The organism is Cupriavidus pampae, assembly GCF_914271485.1.
In the GTDB taxonomy this organism is placed as follows: domain Bacteria; phylum Pseudomonadota; class Gammaproteobacteria; order Burkholderiales; family Burkholderiaceae; genus Cupriavidus; species Cupriavidus pampae.
In genome coordinates, this window is the sequence record NZ_CAJZAG010000001.1 from 120,053 (window position 1) to 140,423 (window position 20,371).

Sequence of the window (20,371 nt, forward strand, 5' to 3'; positions counted from 1 at the left end):
ATCCGACGAAAGCTAACGCCCGAGCCGCGCCTCGTGCTGGCTCGTTTGCAGCACAGATGTTGTGTATGTGGTCATTGCGAGATACAACAAACGTGTTGTATTATCGGCTTGCCCCCAAACCAAAAAGGGGGATGCATGAAGTACAGCGAGTTCCGACGCTGGCTTATCAGGCAGGGCGCAACGTTCGAGAAGCACAAAGCCGGTTCCAGCCACTACCGAGTCACCCTCAATGGCAAGACAACGATCTTCCCCGATCACGGAGCGAAGGAAATCGGTACCGGCCTCGTCGAAGCCATCAAGAAGCAACTCGGTATCAAATGAGGCCCCCTCGACCCAGTTGCCTGCCACCTATGACAGGAGTTCCTATGTTTGCATATCCTGTGACGCTGAAGCCCGATGACAATGGCACCCTGCTGGTTACGTTCAAGGACGTACCGGAGGCCATCACGGTGGGTGAATCGGAAGACGATGCCCTGACACAAGCCTTGGACGCGCTCGAAGCGGCGTTCGAAATCTACTTCGCAGGGAAGCGGCCGATCCCTATGCCCTCCAAGCCCAAGCGCGGTCAAAGCGTTGTCCAATTGCCGGTGCTGACAGCCGCCAAGGTGCTACTCGCCAACGAAATGTTGGCGCAGAAGGTACGCAAGTCGGACCTGGCACGCCGGATGGGGATCAATCAAGTTCAGGTGGATCGAATGCTGAAGATGAAGCATGCGACGCGCGTTGAATCACTTGAAACAGCGCTTGGCACACTAGGTCGGCATCTGGAGGTAAGCCTCGTTTGAGCACGGGCGCCGTACGCCCAGAGTAGGGATTGTCGCCCTTCGGTCCCCCGCGTACGATGCGCGCAGGGTTGCGTTACCGAAGTCAGAACATAGAAGAATATGGCGACACTTATTCCTTCCCTTGGGTCAGTCACGTCGCGTATGACCGGCGGCGAGCGGCGTTTTGCCGAGCGCCTGGAGATCAAGCTCGAGGACGATTACCTCTGCTGGTACGACGTCACGATCGGTGAGAAAACACGGAACCCCGACTTCATCGTGTTTCACCCGAGCCGGGGCATGCTTGTCCTGGAGGTCAAGGATTGGAAGCTCGATAGCATCCGCGAGATCAATCAGCGTGATGTCATGCTGCTGACGAATCAAGGGTTGGTGGCGGCGATGAACCCGCTCGAGCAGGCGCGGCAGTTCATGTTCTATCTGACCGGCCTGTTGCAGCGAGACCCCACGCTGGTATGGCCATCGGGGTCTTTGAAGGGCAAGCCATTTTTTCCGTACGGGCATGGCGTTGTGTTGGCCAACATCTCACGTGCTGACTTCGATAAGACCAACCTCGGCGATGTCATCCCGTCGCATCTCGTGATCTGCCAGGACGAGATGTATCCGAAGGTGGAAGCCGAGGCGTTCCAGCAGCGTCTGTGGGACATGTTTCCCCACAAGTTCACGCACAAGCTTTCGCTGCCGCAGATCGACCGCATCCGCTGGCATCTGTTTCCGCAAGTGCGATTACCCGAGCAGCGCGCATTGTTCTCCGATAGCGACACGGCGCCGCAGGATATTCCAGACATTCTTGGTGTGATGGACCTGCAGCAAGAGCAGCTGGCGCGCAGCCTTGGCGAAGGGCATCGCGTCATCCATGGTGTGGCGGGGTCGGGCAAGACGTTGATACTCGGATACCGCGCCGAGCATCTTGCAAAGATCGTGACGCGCCCGGTGCTGGTGCTTTGTTATAACAAGACGCTTGCGGCCAAGCTGAGCGCGACGATGGTAGAGAAGGGCATCGACGACAAGGTGCATGTCAACAATTTCCATGCATGGTGCTCGCGGCAACTGGATGCGTACCATGTTGAGCGGCCAAAGGGTCCGGCCACGGATGCGTTGTTCGAGGCGATGGTGACCCGCGTCATTGAAGGCGTAGATGGGAAGATGATTCCATCGGGCCAGTACGACGCTGTGCTCATCGATGAAGGCCATGACTTCAGGCCGGAGTGGTTCAAGCTGGTCGTCCAGATGGTCAATCCGGAGAGTAATTCCCTGCTCGTCATGTATGACGACGCGCAGTCGATTTATGGTGGCGCGAAGAAGCCAAAATTCAGCTTCGCGAGCGTGGGTGTGAAAGCCTCAGGCCGTACCACCATCCTCAAGCTCAACTACCGGAACACGCAGGAAATTCTGTCTGTGGCTCGCGCTGTGGCAGGCGAGTTGCTGAAGTCGCACGAAGCCGGCGAGGACGAAGCGCCGACTGTTCCGCCGGTGGGTGCGGGGAGAAGAGGGCCCAAGCCTCTCCTGCTCGAGTTGCCGTCGTTCAAGGCCGAAGTCGAACGCATCGCCGAGGTTCTTCGTGACGAGAACAGGACCGGAACACCGTGGTCGCAAATGGCCGTCCTGTATCGCCATTGGGATATGGCAGCCGAGGTGGTTGGTGTTCTGCAGCGATGGGACATTCCGTTCGAATGCCCTCAGATGAGCAAACGGTTCACGCCCGGCGCGGACAGCGTGAAAGTTGTGACCATGCATAGCAGCAAGGGGCTGGAATTCCCACTCGTTTGCATCCCGGGTACGGGCATGCCCCACAAGAAGGAAGAGTCGCCGGAAGCGGAGGCGCGCTTGCTCTATGTGGCCATGACTCGTGCCACGCGGCAACTAGTCATGACTCATGGCGCCGGTTCACGGTTTGGCGAGAGCCTTCGTGAGGCGCTCGAAGCGCTTGACTAGCTTTATCTGATACGTTGGGGGCGGGGCAGGGGCGTAGCGCGCGGGGTTCAGCGAACCGCCGCGCGTGAATCGGAAGTAACTGGAGCCGACCTCAGGCCGTCGTATCGACGTTGTTCCCTACCGCGCTGGCGCCTTGCTGCTGAATCGCCTCTGCCAGCTTGCCCATGGCCTGTTGCAGGGCGCCGTTCAGCATATTGGCCTGCGCCTGCAGGCCGCCGAGCGCGTTGGCCTTGCTGCGTTCGTCCATATTGCCCGCCTGGATGCTCTGGATCTGCTGCATCACCACGGCCAGCTGTTTCTGGATCTGCGCGATCTGTTCCTTGATGGTCTTGAGGACCACCGAATCGTTGCTGTCGTCGCTGCCTTGCGCGGCACCGTCGGCGCCTGCTGCGCCGGCGGACAGCTTCGGGCCCTGGATACGGGGGCTGTGGTCGGTTTCGCGCGTGGTGGTGCCCGTGGTGCTGCCGGTGGAGGAGCCGGTGCCCGCGCCGGCGTCATCCACGCCGGCCACTTTCTCGGTGTCGACGGTGGTTGCTGGCTGCCTGGCGGCCTGCTGCGCGGCGATCGTGTCGCGCGGCGTGATGAGTTGCGGCGTGATGTTGCTGAGGCTGGCGCCGGAGATGCTGGTCATTTTATTGTCATCCTGTCGGGAGAGGTGCCTGTCATGGAGAACGGCAGGAAATTGCCAAAACTTTAGTGACCACCTCACGCTCCAATCACGGGTCCAGTGCTGACATATTGCTGTCATATCGTTGCAATGTGGCAGCAATACAGCGCGAGGGTGCGGCGGCGCCTCCGAAGTCCCTTGGCCCCGGCATCTGTCACAATCCCGTCCGTGGCGCCGATTTTCGCGCCGCGCGCTAACCCGATCGGATTTAACCCATGTCCTCATACCTTGGATTCGGTGGCATCGGTCTGCACGTCATCGTCGCGATTTTCTTCGCCGTCCATGCGGTGCGTACCCACCAGAACATGTACTGGCTGTTGCTGCTGTTCATCTTCCCGGGCCTCGGCAGCATCGTCTATTTCTTTGCGATCTACCTGCCGAGCCTGCGGCAGACCCGCGGCGCGCGTGCCGCCGGGCGGGCCATCCGGCAGATCGTCGATCCGAACCGCGCAGTGCGCGAAGCGCGCGACGCCTTCGATCGCGCGCCCACCGTCGATGCCCGCATGCGCCTGGGCGCCGCGTTGCTCGATGCCGATAACCCGGCCGAGGCGCTCGGGCACTATCAGGCGGCCGCCAATGGTCCGTTCGCTTCAGATCCCGCGTTGTTACTCGGGCTCGGCCGCGCGCAATTCGCTACGGGCCAGTACACGGACGCGCGGCAAACACTCGAGCGGTTGTTCGACGTGAATCCGATCTCGCGCGAGCAATCCGATTCCACGCTGCTGTATGCACGCACATTGGCCGCACTGGGCAGCGAGAGCACTCGTGCCGCATTCGAGCAGGCGTTGACCAATGCCAGCGATGTCGCGGCGCGCTGCCTGTTCGCGGACTGGCTGATGAAGCAACCCGATGCGGCCGATCGCGAACGCGCGAAGGCGCTATACGCCGAGATCGTCCACGACGCGCGCCATTGGCCGCGTCATGCCCGCGAGCACAATCGCGAATGGCTGCAGCGCGCGCAAGCGGCGCTGGGCTGAATGTTTTCACGCGCCCTTGGCGCATTCTTCCGCAATATGACGCTTCTGAAACGCAAATCGATCGAGGCTGTGGCCTCCCGCCGCCCCGCGCGGGGCACCCGCGACACCCATGGCACACGCGACACACATGGCACTCGCACCACCCGCGAACCGCGTGCTTCGCGCCACGACTTCCACGATGAAACACGCATGACGCCGCGCTTCGCGCCGGTGACGTTCTCCGAGATGGATGGCGTGCGCTATCTCCATTTCGGCACCGAGTGGGTGCAGGGTGCAATGCGCCTGCGCAAGCCCGATGCGATCGAGCTCGAGTACGCACAGCAGATGATGGCCTGGCTGCTGTTCCAGTCGCCATCCGTGGAAGGCTTCCACGTGGCGCAGCTTGGCCTGGGCGCCGCGGCGCTGACCAAGTTTGCGTATCGACAGTTCGCGCGTGCGAAGGTGACGGCGGTCGAGCTCAATCCGGCCGTGATCATCGCCGGGCGCAGCATGTTCGGCCTGCGTGAGGACGATGCGCGGCTGACGGTGCGCGAGCAGGATGCCTGGGACTATGTGATGGATCGCGAGAACACCGCGAGCATCGATGCGCTGCAGGTGGATCTGTATGACGCCACCGCGCGCGGCCCCGTGCTCGACACCACCGCGTTCTACAACGCGTGCCGGCGCGTGCTGAAGGCGCCGGGCGTGATGACGATCAACCTGTTCGGCGATCACGATAGCTTCCCGAAGAACATCGTGCGCATTTGCGATGCGTTCGACAATCGGGTGCTGGTGTTTCCGGAAGTCCACGACGGCAACATCATCGCGATGGCTTTCAACGGCCCGCGCATCGATGTGTCATGGGAAACCATCGAGGCGCGAGCCGAAGTGGTCGAGGCGACCACCAAGCTGCCGGCGAAGGACTGGGTAAAGAAGTTGCGCGCGGCGAATGCGGGTCAGGAAGATCGGCTGGTGATCTGACCGACCATCATTCCTTGTGGAAGAACTGCGCGAGGGACCATTCGTCCGTGCGGGCTTCGTAGCGGACGCCCTTGCGCATGGCCCACATGGCCAGCTGACTGTGCGAAGGAATAATCGCGTGGTCGTCGAGCGCGAACCTGGCGGCCGCGCGCGCGTTATCCTCGCGCGCCTTGTCGCTGCTGACCGTGGTCAGTGAAGTCTCGATCAGCTTGTCCAGCTGCGGATTGCTGTACTTGCCCCAGTTCCATGTGCCGTAGCCGGTCTGCGGATTCGGCGTGCCGGTAATCGAGCGCAACGCCACGTCCGCGGCCGCGGAGCCCCAGCCCAGCATCTGGAACGAGAACTCGCCCTGACGCGCGCGCGTGAAGTAGGCCGCCACCGGCATCGTTTCCACCTTGGTTTGAATGCCGATACGCGTAAGCATCGCGGCGGTCGCCTGGGCCACCGCGTTGTCGTTCAGATAGCGGTTGTTGGTAGCATGCAGCGTCAACCCAAAACCGTTCGGATAGCCCGCGGCGGCCAGCAGCTTCTTCGCGCCCTCGGGGTCGTAGCCATCGGGCTTGGTGCCCGGATGCCCAAAGATCTGCGGCGACACGATCGACGAAGCCGGCACCGCCAGCCCCTCCATGATGCGGCTGACAATCGCGTCGCGGTTCAACGCCTTGCTGATCGCGGCCCGCACGCGCGGATCCTTGAACGGATTCTTGCCGAGGGGCTTGCCGGCCTTGTCCGTGACAAACGGCGAATCGTCGCGCGACTGGTCCATCTGCCAGAAGATCGTGCGCCACGACACCTGCTGCTCGATGCGGTACTTGGTGTTCTGTTTGAGGCGTGCCACATCGGCGGCCGGCACCGATTCGATCACATCCACATCGCCCGACAACAGCGCCGCCGTGCGCGCGCCGTTGTCGGTCAGGATGCGGAACGTCACGCGATCCCAATCGACCTTCGGTCCCCAGTAGTCGGGATTGCGCGCCATCACGATTTCCTGCCCGCGCGCAAAGCGCACGAACTTGAACGGGCCGGTGCCGACCATCAGCTTGCCCGAGTCGAACTCCGTCTGCGTCAGCGTGGCGGCAGCCGCCTTCGGCATGATTGGCACGCTGTTCAGATCGTTGGCGAGGTTCGCGTAGTTCGACACGTTCATGGTCAGCCGCACCGTGAGCGCATCGGGGGTGTCGATGCGTGCGATCGGCTTGGTGTAGCTCGTGAAGGTGCCGGGGCTGTTGACCAGTTTGGCCGGGCGCTCGAGCGAGGCCTTGACGTCGGCGCTCGTGAACGGCGAGCCATCGTGCCATTTCACATTCGGCCGCAGCTTGATCTCCCACGTGGTGGGATTCAGTGGCTTCCACGACAGCGCGAGACCCGGGATGTAGCGCGCGTTCTTGTCCAGGAACACGAGCGACTCGAACACGTGCAGCGCGATGGCGTTGTTTGGCCCCGCGTTGTTCCATTGCGGATCCATCGACGTGACATCGGCGGCGAGGCCGACGCGCAAGTCTTCGGCATGTGCCGCGTGGAGCGGTACCAGCGCGGCAGTGCCGAGTGCGATCGCCGCGGCGGCGCGCGCAAACCGTTGGCGGACTTGGTCGTAGATCTTCATGGCAAGCTCCTCTGCGGTCGTCAACTCGGCATTGTGCCGCCAAACTTACATCGATGCGAGCGCGGTGGTTGTGCGATCGCCGCTTGATTGCCGCCCGTTTGTTGACCGGATGCCAGTAAAATCGGCGCCCATGTTCGCCAATTCCCGCACCATCGCCTCCGCGCAAACCGGTATCCACGACCACCTGGCCGCGCGCGTGGCACGTCATCTCGCCGAGCCGTTCCGCAAACCGATCGGAGAGGCGAGTCGTCTCGCCTTGGACGAAGCGCTATCCGCATGGCGTCGTGCGGGTGACGTGCCGCTGATACTCGACGCCGGATGCGGCGTTGGCGAGAGCACGCTGCGGCTCGCGCAGGCGTATCCGGACCATTTCGTGATCGGCGTCGATCAGTCGGAGAAGCGGCTGACCGCGGGCAAGGACTGGTGGGAAGGGGATCTGCCCGGCAACTACCACTGGGCGCGCGCGGATCTGGTCGATGTCTGGCGCATGCTTGCGGCCGAGGGCGTGCCGGTGGCGCGCCATTACGTGCTGTATCCGAACCCGTGGCCAAAGATCGGGCACCTCGGGCGGCGCTGGCAGGGGCACGCGGTCTTCCCCGCGCTGGCGGCCTGCGGCGATTATCTCGAATGCCGCAGCAACTGGAAGATCTATATCGACGAATTCGCGGCCGCGCTGGCGATCGTGGGCCGTCCGGCGGTGACTACCGCGTGGCAGCCAGAGGTCGCGATGACACCGTTCGAACGCAAGTACGGCGCGTCAGGCCACGACCTGTGGCGTTGTGTGAGCGAACGATAAGCGGAAAGCGGGGGAGCGGGGGAGGGCGGAAAGGGGGGCATCCCCCTTCCGTTTAATGAAATAACGGCTGCTGCGTCGGCGCGTCTTCCGGCAACTCCGCATGCACGATCTCGCCAGAGCGATCGGCGTACAGCGGCGTGCCGCAATCCTCGCAATACTCGGGGTCGAACAGCGCGGCATGGCGGAAGATGTCTTCCACGCCAACGTTGCGCAGTTCCTCGCAGATCTGCTCGAGCGGATTGCCCTTTTCCTCGGCATCCACCTCGCCCGCCTCGCGGCCATACACTGGCCACACGATGCCGTAGATCACGTCCTTCTCGCCACGGATCGTAAAGCCGACGCGGTATTCCTCGACCACTTCCTCACCGAACGATGCCACCACCGCGGCCAGTTGCCCGGCCGGCATATCGAGCGTGCCGCTCAGGTAATTGACGGCCGCGCGCACGGTCAGCGGACGAATGCTCTTGTCGGACTCGCGGCAGGACAGGAAGAACGCATCCGGCAACAACAGTTCGAATTCGCAACCGGGCAGCATCATCGCCACCGAAGGCTGGACCTGGGTGCGCCACTGTTCGAGGCACACCGAACGCTCGGCATGGTGCTCCTTGGCATCTTCCTGCCAGCGGAACAGCGCGCCTTCGTGCGGCGCCACCACCACGGCCAGCATGTAGCGCGGATCGGCCAGAATCGGCGCGGTCTCGGGCAGGTCGCGCAGATCGACCTTCGGCACCGCGCCGGCCAGCGCGGCGGCCGCCAGCTTGTGCGTCAGCGCGAATGTATCGCTGTGCGTGCGCGGCAACTGGTCGATGCTGTAGAGATACGGCGACAGGGCGACCTTGGTGCCATTGGCCAGCACATGGGCCTGCATATGGACAGTCAGGGTCTGGGCCACATCGGCCTTGAGCGCGCCCGACGGAATCGCGTAGCGCGTATGGGCCAGGATCGGCGCGGCGACCAGCAGCGCGTCGTAGCGCACGCCGTCCACCTCGATGGTCGCCGACTCGGCGAGCGTCTCGGCCTGTTCCGCCAGCACGTCGGAGGCGTCGGCATTGTGCTTGAACAGGTGTTCGAGCGCCGCGTCCAGCGCGGTCTGGCTGCCATTCTTCAACAGCCGTCCGAGGCGCTGAGAGAGACGGCGCTCCCAATAGCCGTCCTCCATGCGGCTGCCCGAGGCGTCGAGCGCCAGTGCATCGGCCACGAGCCGTTCGGCATCGGGCGAGAGTCGGGGGGAAGCCTTGGGACGAAAACCTGCCATAGATAGAAACCGTCTGTTTTTGCGTAAAACGGTATTCTACTCGCTGCGTTGGCAAAAGAAGGGGTTAGGTGAGGGTTCCCGCCTCATTCACGCCCGGCGGCGTTTGGTTACTTCTGCGGCGCCGGTGCGGCCGGTGCATGCGTTTCAATGCCGTGCTGCTCGCCGGCGATGGAAACGTCGTCACCACCCTTGGTGAGCAAATAGAGCGCGGCGCCCGCGACGACGACGAATGCGATGACAATCTTGACCATGCTGCTGTCTCCTGGCTAATCGTTATATTGGCAGGAGGCAGTCTGGCAGTGCGGGCTTGCGTGGAACTTACGCGGCGGATCGGGGAAATCCCTGAGGAAAAAAGCCCCTCTCCCCGGAACAGGGAGAGGGGCTTTACTGCCCGGATCGTGAAGATCAGGCGGCCAGCAACTGGCGCAGCACGAATGGCAGAATGCCGCCGTGGTTGTAGTAGTCCACCTCGATCGGCGTATCGATGCGCAGCAGCACCGGCACACGCTGCACATCGCCGTTGGCGCGATGGATCACCAGCACCACATCCTGCTGCGGCTTCAGTTCGCCCTCGATCCCCTCGACGTCGAACGTCTCGGTGCCGATGATGCCGAGCGACTGCACGCTGTCGTCGCCCTTGAACTGCAGCGGCAGCACGCCCATGCCCACCAGGTTCGAACGGTGGATCCGCTCGAAGCTGCGCGCGATCACGGCCTTTACGCCCAGCAGCTGCGTACCCTTGGCCGCCCAGTCGCGCGACGAACCCGTGCCGTATTCCTCGCCACCGAACACCACCGTGGGCGTGCCCTCGGCGACGTATTTCATCGCGGCGTCGTAGATCGACATTTCATCGCCGGTCGGCTGGTGCAGCGTAATGCCGCCTTCCACGCGCGAGCCGTCGGCCTTCGGTGCAATCATCAGATTCTTGATACGCACATTGGCGAACGTGCCGCGCATCATTACCTCGTGATTGCCGCGGCGCGAGCCGTAGCTGTTGAAGTCAGCCTTGAGCACGCCGTGCGACAGCAGGTACTTGCCCGCGGGCGAAGTGTCCTTGATCGAGCCAGCCGGCGAGATATGGTCGGTGGTCACGGAGTCCCCGAACACGCCCAGCGCGCGCGCGCCGCGCACGCTGGCGCTGGCGGCCTTCGGCTCGATCGCAAAGTCCTGGAAGAACGGCGGTTCGGCGATGTAGGTCGAGGTCGGCCAGTCGTAGACCTGACCGGTCGTGCCCTTGATCGCGGCCCACAGCGGGCTCGGATCCTTGACCTTGTCGTAATTGTTCTTGAAGACCTTGGCGTCGAGCGCGAACTTCAGCAGCGCATGAACTTCCTCGGAAGTCGGCCAGATGTCGCCGAGCCACACGTCCTTGCCATCCTTGCCCTTGCCCACGGGCTCGGTCATCAGGTCGCGCGTCATCGTGCCGGCAATCGCGTACGCCACCACCAGCGGCGGGGAGGCCAGGAAGTTGGCGCGGATGTTCGGGTGGATACGTGCCTCGAAGTTACGGTTGCCGGACAGCACGGCCGCGGCCACGAGGTCGTTCTTGACGATGGCCTCGTTGAGCGGGGCGGTCAGATCGCCCGCGTTGCCGATGCAGGTCGTGCAACCATAAGCCGTCACGCCGAAGCCGAGCTTCTCGAGGTACGGCAGCAGCTTCGTCTTGGTCAGGTACTCGGTCACCACGCGGCTGCCCGGGGCGAGCGAGGTCTTGATGTGCGGCGCCACGGTCAGGCCGGCTTCCACCGCCTTCTTGGCCAGCAGGCCGGCGGCCAGCAGCACGCTCGGGTTCGACGTGTTCGTGCACGAGGTGATCGCGGCAATCAGCACGTCGCCGTTCTTCACCTTGACGCCATCCGAGGTCTCGTACTGCTTGGTGAGTTCCTCGGTCTTCTTGTTGAAGCCATTCTCCGCCACGGGCTTGACGAACAGCGATGCGAACTGGCTCTTGACGTGACCGATCTCGATGCGATCCTGCGGACGCTTCGGACCCGCCAGCGACGGTGCCACGGTGCCGAGATCGAGCGAGAGGTTCACGCTGTAGTCGATGTCGCCGGGACCCGCCACGCCGAACAGTTCCTGCGCGCGGAAATAGCCTTCGAACGCGGAGATTTCCTCGTCGGTGCGGCCCGTGCCCTTGAAGTAGTCGATGGTCTTGCCATCGACCGGGAAGAAGCCCATGGTCGCGCCATACTCGGGCGCCATATTGCCGATGGTGGCGCGATCCGGCACGGCGATGTTCGCGGTGCCTTCGCCGTAGAACTCGACGAACTTGCCCACCACCTTCTCGCGGCGCAGCATCTCGGTAATCGTCAGCACGAGGTCGGTGGCGGTCACGCCTTCGCGCAGGCGGCCCTTGAGCTCCACACCCACCACGTCCGGCGTCAGGAAGTACACCGGCTGGCCCAACATGCCGGCCTCGGCCTCGATGCCGCCCACGCCCCAGCCCACCACGCCGATGCCGTTGATCATCGTGGTGTGCGAATCGGTACCGACCAGCGTGTCCGGATAATAGACATCGCCCTTCTTGTGCACGCCGCGCGCGAGGTACTCGAGGTTGACCTGGTGGACGATGCCGAAGCCGGGTTGCACCACGCCGAACGTGTCGAACGCCTGCATGCCCCACTTCATGAATTGATAGCGCTCGTTGTTGCGCTGGAACTCGAGCTCCATGTTCAGATCGAGCGCCTTCTTCTCGCGGAAGTGGTCGATCTGCACCGAGTGGTCGACCACGAGGTCAACCGGCACCAGCGGCTCGATCTGCTTGGGGTTCTTGCCCATCTTCTCGGCCACGTTGCGCATGGCGGCGAGGTCGGCAAGCAGCGGCACGCCCGTGAAATCCTGCAGCACCACGCGTGCCACCACAAACGGGATCTCGTCCACGCGATCGGCGTTCGGCTTCCAGTGAGCCAGCTGCCGCACGTGTTCCTCGGTAACCTTCTTGCCGTCGCAGTTGCGCAGCACCGATTCGAGGACCAGTCGGATCGAAACGGGCAGGCGCTCTATGGCGACGCCGAGCTCCTTGCCCAGCTGGGGCAGGGAGTAGAACTGGCCGCTACTGTTGCGGCCAATCTTGAACGACTTCAGGGTATTTTTGAGATTGTGGGGCATTGCCTGACTCCAATGAAGGAATGACGCGCTTGCTTTGACTTACGGCTAATTCGGCTTCTTGTTCTTGAAAGACCCCGATGCGCGCCGGAGGTTCGTCATCGGGCGCGCACCGTTACTGCAGACACTCATTGTGCGCGAGGCGAAGAAACTCCGCCATGCGGCACGCCATCGTGACAGCTGCTCACGATGGCGGAACTACGGTAATTGCGTTTTTACTGCTTCGGTGCGACCAGTGCTGCCGGTTGTGCCTGGGCTTCCGGTGCGGGCGCCGCGGGCGGCGCGGCCAGCAGCGGCGTGGCCACCGGGGCGCGCAGCGCGCCAGCCACCGTCGGGGCGGCGCCGCCAGCCTGCATGTCGGCGTTCTGGCATTCGTCGGCCAGGCGCTGACCCAGGTTCTTGTTGAACAGCATCGCCTTGCTCGGGATCACCACGAGGTCGAGGCCGCTGCGGGCATCGAAGTAGCGGTCGGCACCAGTCACGGTGGCCTGACGCGGCAGGCGGTATTCCTTGGCTTCCCAGTTGACGACGATGATTTCGTCACGGCGCATGTCGCCGCCGATATAGAGCACGTTGCCCAGCTCGCATTGCCACTTTTCACCGTTCGGCGTCACGGGTGCGGCGGCAACCGGGGTGGCCTTCTTGGACGTGGACTTCTTGGCGGGCGCCTTCTTGGTCGCGGCCGGTTTGTTGGCGGGGTCCTGGGCCAGCGCGACGCCGGCGGTCAAGGTCATGGCGCCAATGCAGGCTGCGAGCACGAGGTGTTTCATTGCTGTTCCTTTTCGGATATCAAAATAGTGGACCGCTAATCGATGGGGCGCGGGGAGGGGCAGTTACATTCCGCCGCTATTCTCTACGATTTGCACAGGCCGGCGTACTACATCACAGGTTGGTTACACAATTGCACAGAATCAGCGCGGTTACGAATCACTTCGGTGTTTCCATGTGCGCGACACCGGCATTTCCGCCCCGTTTTCAGGCGAAAAACAATTCGGCCGCGGCCCCAGGCAACGCGGTGCCGGTAGCCTGCGCGCGCTGCAGCAGAGACCAGTAGTAGCGATAGCTCGCGCGGTCATGGAGCTGGCCGTCGTGGCGGATCGGCGCCCAGTTGTTCCGGTGCGCGGCCAGCAGGATCTCGCTGGCCACGCCGATCTCCGCATCGCTGGGCCGGAAGGCCGCGACGATCGGCGCGATCTGGCCCGGATGGATGCTCCATTTGCGCAGGTACCCGAACTCCGTGCGCGCCCGCAGCGCATCGTCGCCGGCGCGCTGCGGCATCTGCACGTCGGTGCTCACATTGTGCGAGGGCACTTTGCCGTGACGATGACAGGCCGCGGAAATCTCGAGCATCGCGCGGCGGATCAGTGGCTGCTCGAATTGCTGCGGCGAGCGCATGGCCTCGCCGGGGATTGCCCCATGATGCGCAGAAACAAAATCCATGAGGCCGAACGATAAACACTCCACCTGCACCAGCGCGGCGATGTCGAACGCCTGCTCGAGCGCGGCATGCGTTTCAATCAGGACGTGAATCGGGATATGGCGCGCGATGCCGGCAGTGCGCGCGGCATGGTTGACGTGATCGGTCACGCGGGCGACTTCCACCACGTCCGTCACCTTCGGCACCACCACATAGGCCAGCCGCGCGCCAGCGGCGGCCACCAGTAGGTCGATGTCGTCGCGCCACGACGCGTGGGCGGGGTCGTGAATGCGTACGCCGACGCGGTTGAACGCGTTTTCGGGACTGTTGATCAGCTGCGCGCAGAGCGCCGCATGTTCGCGTTCCTGGCCGACGGCGGCGCCGTCCTCGCAGTCGAACGTGATGTCGAACACCGGGCCAAGCTCTTGTTGCAGGCCCAGCGACTTGCGCATGAGCTTCTCGCTGCCGGCATAGTGGTCACATACCGGCAACTGGACCGGTATCGCTTCGCCCTGGAACAAGACCTCGGATGGATGCACGTTGAATGAATGAAAAAAAGGTCAAATGAAAAAAACCGGGGCCCGCGTCGATTCGTGAAACCTGTGAATCGATGCGGAGCCCCGGTTCGTCATCGGAGACGACTGGCGATCAGCCCAGCAGATGCTGCACGCCGGCACGCTCTTCTTCGAGTTCCTTGAGCGTGATGTTGATCTTCTCCTGGCTGTAGGCGTCGACTTCGAGGCCCTTCACCAGTTCGTACTTGCCGTTGGCCGTGGTCACCGGGAAGCCGAACATCGTGTCCTGCGGAATGCCGTAGTCACCGTTCGACGGGATACCCATGGTCACCCACTTGCCGTTCGAACCAAGCACCCAGTCGCGCACGTGGTCGATGGCGGCGTTGGCGGCCGAAGCTGCCGACGACAGGCCACGGGCCTCGATGATCGCCGCGCCACGCTTGCCGACGGTCGGCAGGAACACGTCGTTGTTCCAGGCGTGGTCGTTGATCAGATCCTTGACGTTCTTGCCGTCAACGGTGGCGTAGCGGTAGTCCGCGTACATGGTCGGGCTGTGGTTGCCCCACACGAACAGCTTCTCGATCGACGACACCGGCTTGCCGGCCTTGGCGGCGATCTGCGACAGCGCGCGGTTGTGGTCCAGACGCAGCATCGCGGTGAAGTTCTCGCGCTTCAGGTTCGGTGCCGACTTCATGGCGATGTAGGCGTTGGTGTTGGCCGGGTTGCCGACCACCAGCACCTTGACGTCGCGGCTCGCCACTTCGTCCAGGGCCTTGCCCTGCACGGTGAAGATCTGGGCGTTGGCTTCGAGCAGGTCCTTGCGCTCCATGCCCTTGCTGCGCGGACGGGCGCCCACGAGCAGTGCCACGTCGGCGTCCTTGAAGGCGACCTTGGGATCATCGGTGATCACCACACCGGCCAGCAGCGGGAACGCGCAATCTTCCAGTTCCATCACCACGCCCTTGACGGCGGCTTGCGCTTGCGGAAGGTCGAGCAGTTGGAGGATGACGGGCTGGTCTTTGCCGAGCATGTCGCCATTGGCGATGCGGAACAGCAGGGAATAGCCGATCTGGCCAGCGGCGCCGGTTACTGCGACGCGCAAAGGGGCTTTAGCCATGAGAAAGTCTCCAAACGATGAAAGGGGTATCACCACAAACGGGTATCACCACAAAGGGGTGTCGCCACGGGGCAGGCGGCCATCCGCCGACAAGGCGTAAGTCTACTACTGCTATGTGGCGCGCCGCATCAGACTACTGCATCCGAATTAGTCGTAAGTGCAGGTCAAAAGCGACGGCGCGGGGCTGCGCGAGTGTAGGACGGGCCGCCCGACCCTGTCAATAATATGTCTTATATAAGACATAAGACATTTCATAGTTCGCTGGACGCGTTTCGCGCTTTTGTGGTGAAATCCGGGCTATGTCAACCCTGCCCACGCCCCTGGCCGCCGCGACCGCAAATGGCGCGCCGGATTCCGGCGCCGCTCCGTCCACCGGTTCGTCCGCTGGTTCGTCCGCTGGTTCGTCCGGAAGTGGGGCGCAGTCGCCTGCGCCCGCGGCGTCCGCCTCGCCTCCCACTCAGCCGTCTCCCACGTTCAGCCCGCTGTACCAGCAGATCAAGGCCCTGATCATGCAGAGCCTGCAATCCGGCGACTGGAAGCCGGGCGACATGATTCCGAGCGAGATGGAGCTGGCCGCCCGCTACAAGGTCAGCCAGGGCACGGTCCGCAAGGCCATCGACGAGCTGGCCGCCGATAACCTGGTGGCGCGCCGTCAGGGCAAGGGCACGTTCGTCACGACCCACCATGAGGATGTGGTCAAGTTCCGCTTTCTGCGGCTGGTGCCGGACGAAGGGGAGCCGCACTATGGCGCCAGCCGGGTGCTCGAATGCAAGCGCCTGCGCGCTCCCGCGGAGATTGCGCGGCTGCTGGACCTGCGCACCGGCGACAGCGTGGTGCAGATCCGCCGCGTGCTGACGTTCTCGGGCGAGGCCACCGTGCTGGACGAGATTTGGTTAGTGGGTGCTAGCTTCAAGGGCCTGACGGCTGAGAAGCTCACGGAATGGAAGGGCCCGATGTATGCGTTGTTCGAGGCCGAATTCGGCACGCGCATGATCCGGGCGACCGAGAAGATTCGCGCGGTGGCTGCCGACGAGACGGCGGCCACGCTGCTGTCCGTGCCGGCCGGCTCGCCGCTGCTGTCCGTGGAACGGGTGTCGTTCACGTACGGCGACCGCCCGGTGGAAGTTCGCCGCGCGCTGTATGTCACAACGCGCCACTATTATCAGAATGACCTGAGCTGAAGGGTGGGATTACCCTGCTCAGGGATGGTGCGCGCGGAGGTTTCGTGCGATTGTCGCGCACCCCGGGTTGGTGCGTGATAGGTGAAAATTATTGGTGCGCTGCGCAACAAAGGCGCTAAAATCATGTGGATTTGCCCCAGTGCATTCCTCTGTATGCAGTGCTGAAACGCATGAATCATCGTGACGCGGTGACCGGCGCCTGGCAAGGGGTAATGGCAGTTTTGTTCTTTGGCAGTTCTTTTCTTTCCGCAAATGGGGTCTCGCATGGCTGAAGCCGTCAAACAAGCCAGGCCGGAGTACCGGAACATCCATGTCTCGCAGCTCGCGCGATACAGGTTGCCCTGGGCCGGCAAGGTATCCATCCTGCATCGCGCAAGCGGTGCATTGATGTTCCTCCTCCTTCCGTTCGTTCTGTTCCTGTTTGAACAGAGCGTGACGTCCGAACTCAGCTTCGCCCGATTCTCGAGCCTGATGTCCAACGGCTTCGTGAAGCTGGTCGTGCTGGCCCTGATCTGGGGTTACCTGCATCACTTCTGTGCCGGTATCCGCTTCCTGCTGCTCGATCTGCACGTGGGCGTGTCCAAGCCCGCTTCTGGCAAGTCTGCCATTACCGTGCTCGTCGTCAGCCTGCTGCTTACCCTGATTTTCGGGCTGAAGCTTTTCGGCCTGTTCTGAGGAGAGTACTCAAAGTGGCAAATAACAATATCGGTCCCAAGCGCCTCGTCGTCGGCGCGCACTACGGTATCAAGGACTGGCTTGCGCAGCGCGTGACTGCGGTGATCATGGTGGTGTTCACCGTGGTCCTGGCCATCGCCTTTCTCGCCTTTGGCAACCCCACGTATGAAGGCTGGGCAGGTCTCTTCGCCAATCAGTGGATGAAGATCCTGACTTTCCTGACCATCCTCTCGCTGCTGTATCACGCCTGGATTGGCGTGCGCGATATCTGGATGGACTACGTCAAGCCGATGGCCGTGCGCCTCGTGCTGCAAGTACTAACGATTCTGTGGCTCGTCGGTTGCGCGGGCTACGCTGCTCAGATTCTCTGGAGGGTGTAATAAATGGTCGCAGTCAAGACTGGATTGCCGCGTCGTCGATTTGACGTGGTCATCGTCGGGGCGGGCGGCGCTGGGATGCGCGCATCCCTCCAGCTCGCGGAAGCCGGCCTCAACGTGGCCGTGCTGTCCAAAGTTTTCCCCACGCGTTCGCACACCGTGGCCGCCCAGGGCGGCATTGGCGCCTCGCTCGGCAACATGAGCGAGGACAACTGGCACTATCACTTCTACGACACCATCAAGGGTTCCGACTGGCTCGGCGACCAGGATGCGATCGAGTTCATGTGCCGGGAAGCGCCGAAGGTCGTGTACGAGCTCGAGCACTTCGGCATGCCGTTCGACCGCAATGCCGATGGCACGATCTACCAGCGTCCGTTCGGCGGCCACACGGCGAACTACGGCGAGAAGCCGGTGCAGCGCGCCTGCGCCGCGGCCGACCGTACCGGCCACGCGCTGCTGCACACGCTGTATCAGCGTAACGTCCGCGCCAAGACCCACTTCTTCGTCGAATGGATGGCGCTGGACCTGATCCGCGACGAAGACGGCGATGTGCTGGGCGTGACCGCGCTGGAAATGGAAACTGGCGAGGTCTACATCCTCGAAGCCAAGACCACGCTGTTCGCCACGGGCGGTGCCGGCCGTATCTACGCCGCCTCGACCAACGCGTTCATCAACACCGGTGACGGTCTGGGCATGGCCGCTCGCGCGGGTGTGCCGCTCGAGGACATGGAGTTCTGGCAGTTCCACCCGACCGGCGTGGCCGGCGCGGGCGTGCTGATCACCGAAGGCGTACGCGGCGAAGGCGGTATTCTGCGTAACAAGGATGGCGAGCGCTTCATGGAGCGCTATGCCCCGACGCTGAAGGATCTGGCGCCGCGTGACTTCGTGTCGCGCTCGATGGACCAGGAAATCAAGGAAGGCCGTGGCTGCGGCCCGAACGGCGACTACGTGTTGCTCGACCTGACGCACGTCGGCGCCGAGACCATCATGAAGCGTCTGCCGTCGATCCGCGAAATCGGCGTGAAGTTCGCCAACGTCGACGCGATCAAGGAACCGATCCCGGTCGTGCCGACCATCCACTACCAGATGGGCGGCATTCCGACGAACATCCACGGTCAGGTGGTGGCGCCGAAGAACGGTAACCCCAACGACGTCGTCAACGGTTTCTACGCGATCGGCGAATGCTCGTGCGTGTCGGTGCACGGCGCCAACCGCCTGGGCACCAACTCGCTGCTGGATCTGGTGGTGTTCGGTCGTGCCGCCGGCAATCACATTGCCGCGAGCGCGCTCAAGCAGAAGGAACACAAGCCGCTGCCGGCCGATGCCGCCGACCGCGCGATGTCGCGCCTGGCCAAACTGCAGGCCTCGTCCTCGGGCGAGTACACGCAGGACGTGGCCAACGACATCCGCCGCAACATGCAGTCGCATGCGGGCGTGTTCCGTACGCAGAAGCTGATGGACGAAGGCGTCGAGCGCATCCTCGAAGTGGCGGAGCGTGCCGACAACATCCACCTGAAGGACAAGTCGAAGGTGTTCAACACCGCGCTGGTGGAGTCGCTCGAAGTGGCCAACCTCGTGGAAGTGGCCAAGGCCACGATGATCTCGGCCGCGGCGCGCAAGGAATCGCGCGGTGCACACGCACACAGCGACTTCCCGAACCGTGACGACCAGAACTGGCTCAAGCACACGCTGTTCTACAGCGAAGGCAACCGCCTCGACTACAAGCCGGTGAAGATGGAACCGCTGACGGTGGAATCCGTTCCCCCGAAGGCTCGTACCTTCTGACCATCGCATCGTAGAGAAAACAGGACCCACAGAAATGAAGCGTATCTTCGAAGTCTACCGCTACGATCCGGACAAGGATGCCGCGCCGCGCATGCAGACCTACGAGGTCGAGCTGGACGGTCACGAGCGCATGCTGCTGGACGCGCTGGTCAAGCTGAAGAAGCTGGACGAGACCATCTCGTTCCGTCGTTCGTGCCGCGAAGGCGTGTGCGGCTCGGACGCGATGAACATCAACGGCAAGAACGGTCTGGCCTGCCTGACCAACCTGCGCGAGTTGCCGGATCGCATCGTGCTGCGTCCGCTGCCCGGCCTGCCGGTGGTGCGTGACCTGATCGTCGACATGACGCAGTTCTTCAAGCAGTACAACTCGATCAAGCCGTTCCTGATCAACGACGAGCCGCCTCCCGAGAAGGAGCGTCTGCAGTCGCCGCAGGAACGTGACGAGCTGGACGGCCTGTACGAGTGCATTCTGTGCGCGAGCTGCTCGACGTCGTGCCCGTCGTTCTGGTGGAATCCGGACAAGTTCGTCGGCCCGGCCGGCCTGCTGCAAGCCTACCGCTTTATCGCGGACAGCCGCGACCAGGCTACCGGCGAGCGTCTGGACAACCTGAACGACCCGTATCGCCTGTTCCGCTGCCACAGCATCATGAACTGCGTCGATGTGTGCCCGAAGGGTCTGAACCCGACCAAGGCCATCGGCAAGATCAAGGAACTGATGGTTCGCCGTTCGGTATAAGGCGACCCTGAAGGCCGCCAGGCCCGCTCGTGAGCGGGCCTGGCGGAAGCGGTCTACACTGTGTTTCGCTGTGTGACGTCTGGCGGTATCGATGTCCCGCGGTCGATGTAAGTAGTAAGCGAAGTAGTAAGCGACATGCAAGGCTTGACGGTTATCGTCGAGGCTCGCGCGCCGCAGCATGAAGGCTGACCATGAGTCTTACCACCACTTTCTCCCATCAGGCTGATCCGCACAAGCGCGCGCGGCTTCGCTGGCGTGCCCGCCGCGGCCTCCTGGAGAACGACATCATCGTCGAACGATTCTTCAACCGTTACGAGGAAAGCCTGTCCGACGAGGATGTGGCCGCACTCTCCGAGCTCTTCGAGCTCAGCGACAACGATTTGATGGACCTGCTGCTTGCCCGCAAGGAGCTTGACGGTGAGCTCGACACGCCCCCGATGCAACGGGTGATTGGCCTGTTGCGAACGGTCTGAGTTTGGTCAACATAT

At 62.9% G+C, this 20,371-nt stretch carries 20 protein-coding genes; 12 read left to right on the plus strand and 8 right to left on the minus strand.

Translation table 11 applies throughout. The features are described 5' to 3' along the window. The first annotated feature begins 135 nt into the window (after positions 1 to 135). The 3 genes from LDO41_RS00605 (at position 136) to LDO41_RS00615 (ending at position 2,714) form a co-directional block, all read left to right on the plus strand. Positions 136 to 321 (plus strand): type II toxin-antitoxin system HicA family toxin, encoded by a 186-nt coding sequence (locus tag LDO41_RS00605; RefSeq protein WP_223980548.1) that lies wholly within the window; start codon positions 136 to 138, stop codon positions 319 to 321. 44 nt (positions 322 to 365) lie between these two features. After that, positions 366 to 785, plus strand: coding sequence for a type II toxin-antitoxin system HicB family antitoxin (locus tag LDO41_RS00610; protein WP_223980551.1), 420 nt, complete (start codon positions 366 to 368; stop codon positions 783 to 785). A 99-nt stretch (positions 786 to 884) separates the two neighbouring features. Continuing rightward, positions 885 to 2,714 (plus strand): 3'-5' exonuclease, encoded by a 1,830-nt coding sequence (locus LDO41_RS00615; RefSeq protein ID WP_223980554.1) that lies wholly within the window; start codon positions 885 to 887, stop codon positions 2,712 to 2,714. A 91-nt stretch (positions 2,715 to 2,805) separates the two neighbouring features. Here LDO41_RS00615 and LDO41_RS00620 read toward each other — a convergent pair whose 3' ends face one another. Beyond that, positions 2,806 to 3,345 carry a hypothetical protein gene (locus LDO41_RS00620; protein ID WP_223980557.1) on the minus strand — a complete coding sequence of 180 codons (540 nt, stop codon included), beginning with the start codon at positions 3,343 to 3,345 and terminating at the stop codon, positions 2,806 to 2,808. Between the two features lie 251 nt (positions 3,346 to 3,596). Here LDO41_RS00620 and LDO41_RS00625 point away from each other — a divergent pair, with 251 nt between their 5' ends. Together LDO41_RS00625 and LDO41_RS00630 are read left to right on the plus strand one after the other, a co-directional pair. Then, a complete protein-coding gene (locus tag LDO41_RS00625) occupies positions 3,597 to 4,358 on the plus strand; it encodes a tetratricopeptide repeat protein (RefSeq protein WP_223980560.1) in 762 nt (253 codons plus the stop codon). A gap of 36 nt (positions 4,359 to 4,394) precedes the next feature. Then, entirely contained in the window at positions 4,395 to 5,318 is a 924-nt protein-coding gene (locus tag LDO41_RS00630; RefSeq protein WP_223982303.1) for a class I SAM-dependent methyltransferase, read from the plus strand. A 7-nt stretch (positions 5,319 to 5,325) separates the two neighbouring features. Here the strand turns inward: LDO41_RS00630 and LDO41_RS00635 are convergent, their stop codons facing one another. Then, entirely contained in the window at positions 5,326 to 6,921 is a 1,596-nt protein-coding gene (locus tag LDO41_RS00635; RefSeq protein WP_223980563.1) for an ABC transporter substrate-binding protein, read from the minus strand. A 130-nt stretch (positions 6,922 to 7,051) separates the two neighbouring features. On the opposite strand from LDO41_RS00635, the gene trmB reads away from it, so the two are divergent. Next, on the plus strand, positions 7,052 to 7,717 hold the full coding sequence (trmB, locus tag LDO41_RS00640) for a tRNA (guanine(46)-N(7))-methyltransferase TrmB (protein WP_223980566.1): 666 nt from the start codon (positions 7,052 to 7,054) through the stop codon (positions 7,715 to 7,717). 52 nt (positions 7,718 to 7,769) lie between these two features. On the opposite strand, the gene LDO41_RS00645 is transcribed toward trmB, so the two are convergent. The 6 genes from LDO41_RS00645 to LDO41_RS00670 all read right to left on the minus strand — a co-directional run bounded on the left by LDO41_RS00645 (position 7,770) and on the right by LDO41_RS00670 (position 15,129). Further along, complete coding sequence (locus tag LDO41_RS00645; protein ID WP_223980569.1) at positions 7,770 to 8,972, minus strand: DUF2863 family protein; 1,203 nt, start codon at positions 8,970 to 8,972, stop codon at positions 7,770 to 7,772. Between the two features lie 107 nt (positions 8,973 to 9,079). After that, positions 9,080 to 9,223 carry a hypothetical protein gene (locus tag LDO41_RS00650; protein ID WP_223980572.1) on the minus strand — a complete coding sequence of 48 codons (144 nt, stop codon included), beginning with the start codon at positions 9,221 to 9,223 and terminating at the stop codon, positions 9,080 to 9,082. A 154-nt stretch (positions 9,224 to 9,377) separates the two neighbouring features. Next, entirely contained in the window at positions 9,378 to 12,083 is a 2,706-nt protein-coding gene (acnA, locus tag LDO41_RS00655) for an aconitate hydratase AcnA (protein ID WP_223980575.1), read from the minus strand. A 212-nt stretch (positions 12,084 to 12,295) separates the two neighbouring features. Beyond that, complete coding sequence (locus LDO41_RS00660; RefSeq protein WP_223980579.1) at positions 12,296 to 12,850, minus strand: hypothetical protein; 555 nt, start codon at positions 12,848 to 12,850, stop codon at positions 12,296 to 12,298. A 205-nt stretch (positions 12,851 to 13,055) separates the two neighbouring features. Beyond that, positions 13,056 to 14,036, minus strand: coding sequence for an HpcH/HpaI aldolase/citrate lyase family protein (locus tag LDO41_RS00665; RefSeq protein ID WP_223980582.1), 981 nt, complete (start codon positions 14,034 to 14,036; stop codon positions 13,056 to 13,058). Between the two features lie 109 nt (positions 14,037 to 14,145). Continuing rightward, complete coding sequence (locus LDO41_RS00670) at positions 14,146 to 15,129, minus strand: malate dehydrogenase (RefSeq protein WP_223980585.1); 984 nt, start codon at positions 15,127 to 15,129, stop codon at positions 14,146 to 14,148. 299 nt (positions 15,130 to 15,428) lie between these two features. Between LDO41_RS00670 and LDO41_RS00675 the strand changes: the two genes are divergently transcribed. From LDO41_RS00675 to LDO41_RS00700, 6 genes are all read left to right on the plus strand, one after another. Next, on the plus strand, positions 15,429 to 16,310 hold the full coding sequence (locus LDO41_RS00675; protein ID WP_223980587.1) for a GntR family transcriptional regulator: 882 nt from the start codon (positions 15,429 to 15,431) through the stop codon (positions 16,308 to 16,310). Positions 16,311 to 16,574: 264 nt separating this feature from the next. After that, the gene (gene sdhC / locus LDO41_RS00680; RefSeq protein WP_223980590.1) at positions 16,575 to 16,985 is read left to right on the plus strand and encodes a succinate dehydrogenase, cytochrome b556 subunit; all 411 of its coding nucleotides are present in this window, start codon (positions 16,575 to 16,577) and stop codon (positions 16,983 to 16,985) included. A 14-nt stretch (positions 16,986 to 16,999) separates the two neighbouring features. Then, positions 17,000 to 17,365: a succinate dehydrogenase, hydrophobic membrane anchor protein gene (sdhD, locus tag LDO41_RS00685; protein WP_109580507.1), complete on the plus strand. Its 366-nt coding sequence runs from the start codon at positions 17,000 to 17,002 to the stop codon at positions 17,363 to 17,365. Positions 17,366 to 17,368: 3 nt separating this feature from the next. Continuing rightward, positions 17,369 to 19,147: a succinate dehydrogenase flavoprotein subunit gene (sdhA, locus tag LDO41_RS00690; protein ID WP_223980593.1), complete on the plus strand. Its 1,779-nt coding sequence runs from the start codon at positions 17,369 to 17,371 to the stop codon at positions 19,145 to 19,147. Positions 19,148 to 19,181: 34 nt separating this feature from the next. Then, positions 19,182 to 19,883: a succinate dehydrogenase iron-sulfur subunit gene (locus LDO41_RS00695; protein ID WP_223980595.1), complete on the plus strand. Its 702-nt coding sequence runs from the start codon at positions 19,182 to 19,184 to the stop codon at positions 19,881 to 19,883. 191 nt (positions 19,884 to 20,074) lie between these two features. Then, positions 20,075 to 20,356 (plus strand): FAD assembly factor SdhE, encoded by a 282-nt coding sequence (locus LDO41_RS00700; protein WP_377740913.1) that lies wholly within the window; start codon positions 20,075 to 20,077, stop codon positions 20,354 to 20,356. Positions 20,357 to 20,371 lie beyond the last annotated feature (15 nt).

Coding starts and splice junctions, on each gene's coding strand:
- LDO41_RS00605 (WP_223980548.1), top strand. CDS start 136: ATGAAGTACAGCGAGTTCCGACGCTGGCTTATCAGGCAGGGCGCAACG.
- LDO41_RS00610 (WP_223980551.1), top strand. CDS start 366: ATGTTTGCATATCCTGTGACGCTGAAGCCCGATGACAATGGCACCCTG.
- LDO41_RS00615 (WP_223980554.1), top strand. CDS start 885: ATGGCGACACTTATTCCTTCCCTTGGGTCAGTCACGTCGCGTATGACC.
- LDO41_RS00620 (WP_223980557.1), bottom strand. CDS start 3,345: ATGACCAGCATCTCCGGCGCCAGCCTCAGCAACATCACGCCGCAACTC.
- LDO41_RS00625 (WP_223980560.1), top strand. CDS start 3,597: ATGTCCTCATACCTTGGATTCGGTGGCATCGGTCTGCACGTCATCGTC.
- LDO41_RS00630 (WP_223982303.1), top strand. CDS start 4,395: ATGACGCTTCTGAAACGCAAATCGATCGAGGCTGTGGCCTCCCGCCGC.
- LDO41_RS00635 (WP_223980563.1), bottom strand. CDS start 6,921: ATGAAGATCTACGACCAAGTCCGCCAACGGTTTGCGCGCGCCGCCGCG.
- trmB (WP_223980566.1), top strand. CDS start 7,052: ATGTTCGCCAATTCCCGCACCATCGCCTCCGCGCAAACCGGTATCCAC.
- LDO41_RS00645 (WP_223980569.1), bottom strand. CDS start 8,972: ATGGCAGGTTTTCGTCCCAAGGCTTCCCCCCGACTCTCGCCCGATGCC.
- LDO41_RS00650 (WP_223980572.1), bottom strand. CDS start 9,223: ATGGTCAAGATTGTCATCGCATTCGTCGTCGTCGCGGGCGCCGCGCTC.
- acnA (WP_223980575.1), bottom strand. CDS start 12,083: ATGCCCCACAATCTCAAAAATACCCTGAAGTCGTTCAAGATTGGCCGC.
- LDO41_RS00660 (WP_223980579.1), bottom strand. CDS start 12,850: ATGAAACACCTCGTGCTCGCAGCCTGCATTGGCGCCATGACCTTGACC.
- LDO41_RS00670 (WP_223980585.1), bottom strand. CDS start 15,129: ATGGCTAAAGCCCCTTTGCGCGTCGCAGTAACCGGCGCCGCTGGCCAG.
- LDO41_RS00675 (WP_223980587.1), top strand. CDS start 15,429: ATGTCAACCCTGCCCACGCCCCTGGCCGCCGCGACCGCAAATGGCGCG.
- sdhC (WP_223980590.1), top strand. CDS start 16,575: ATGGCTGAAGCCGTCAAACAAGCCAGGCCGGAGTACCGGAACATCCAT.
- sdhA (WP_223980593.1), top strand. CDS start 17,369: ATGGTCGCAGTCAAGACTGGATTGCCGCGTCGTCGATTTGACGTGGTC.
- LDO41_RS00695 (WP_223980595.1), top strand. CDS start 19,182: ATGAAGCGTATCTTCGAAGTCTACCGCTACGATCCGGACAAGGATGCC.
- LDO41_RS00700 (WP_377740913.1), top strand. CDS start 20,075: ATGAGTCTTACCACCACTTTCTCCCATCAGGCTGATCCGCACAAGCGC.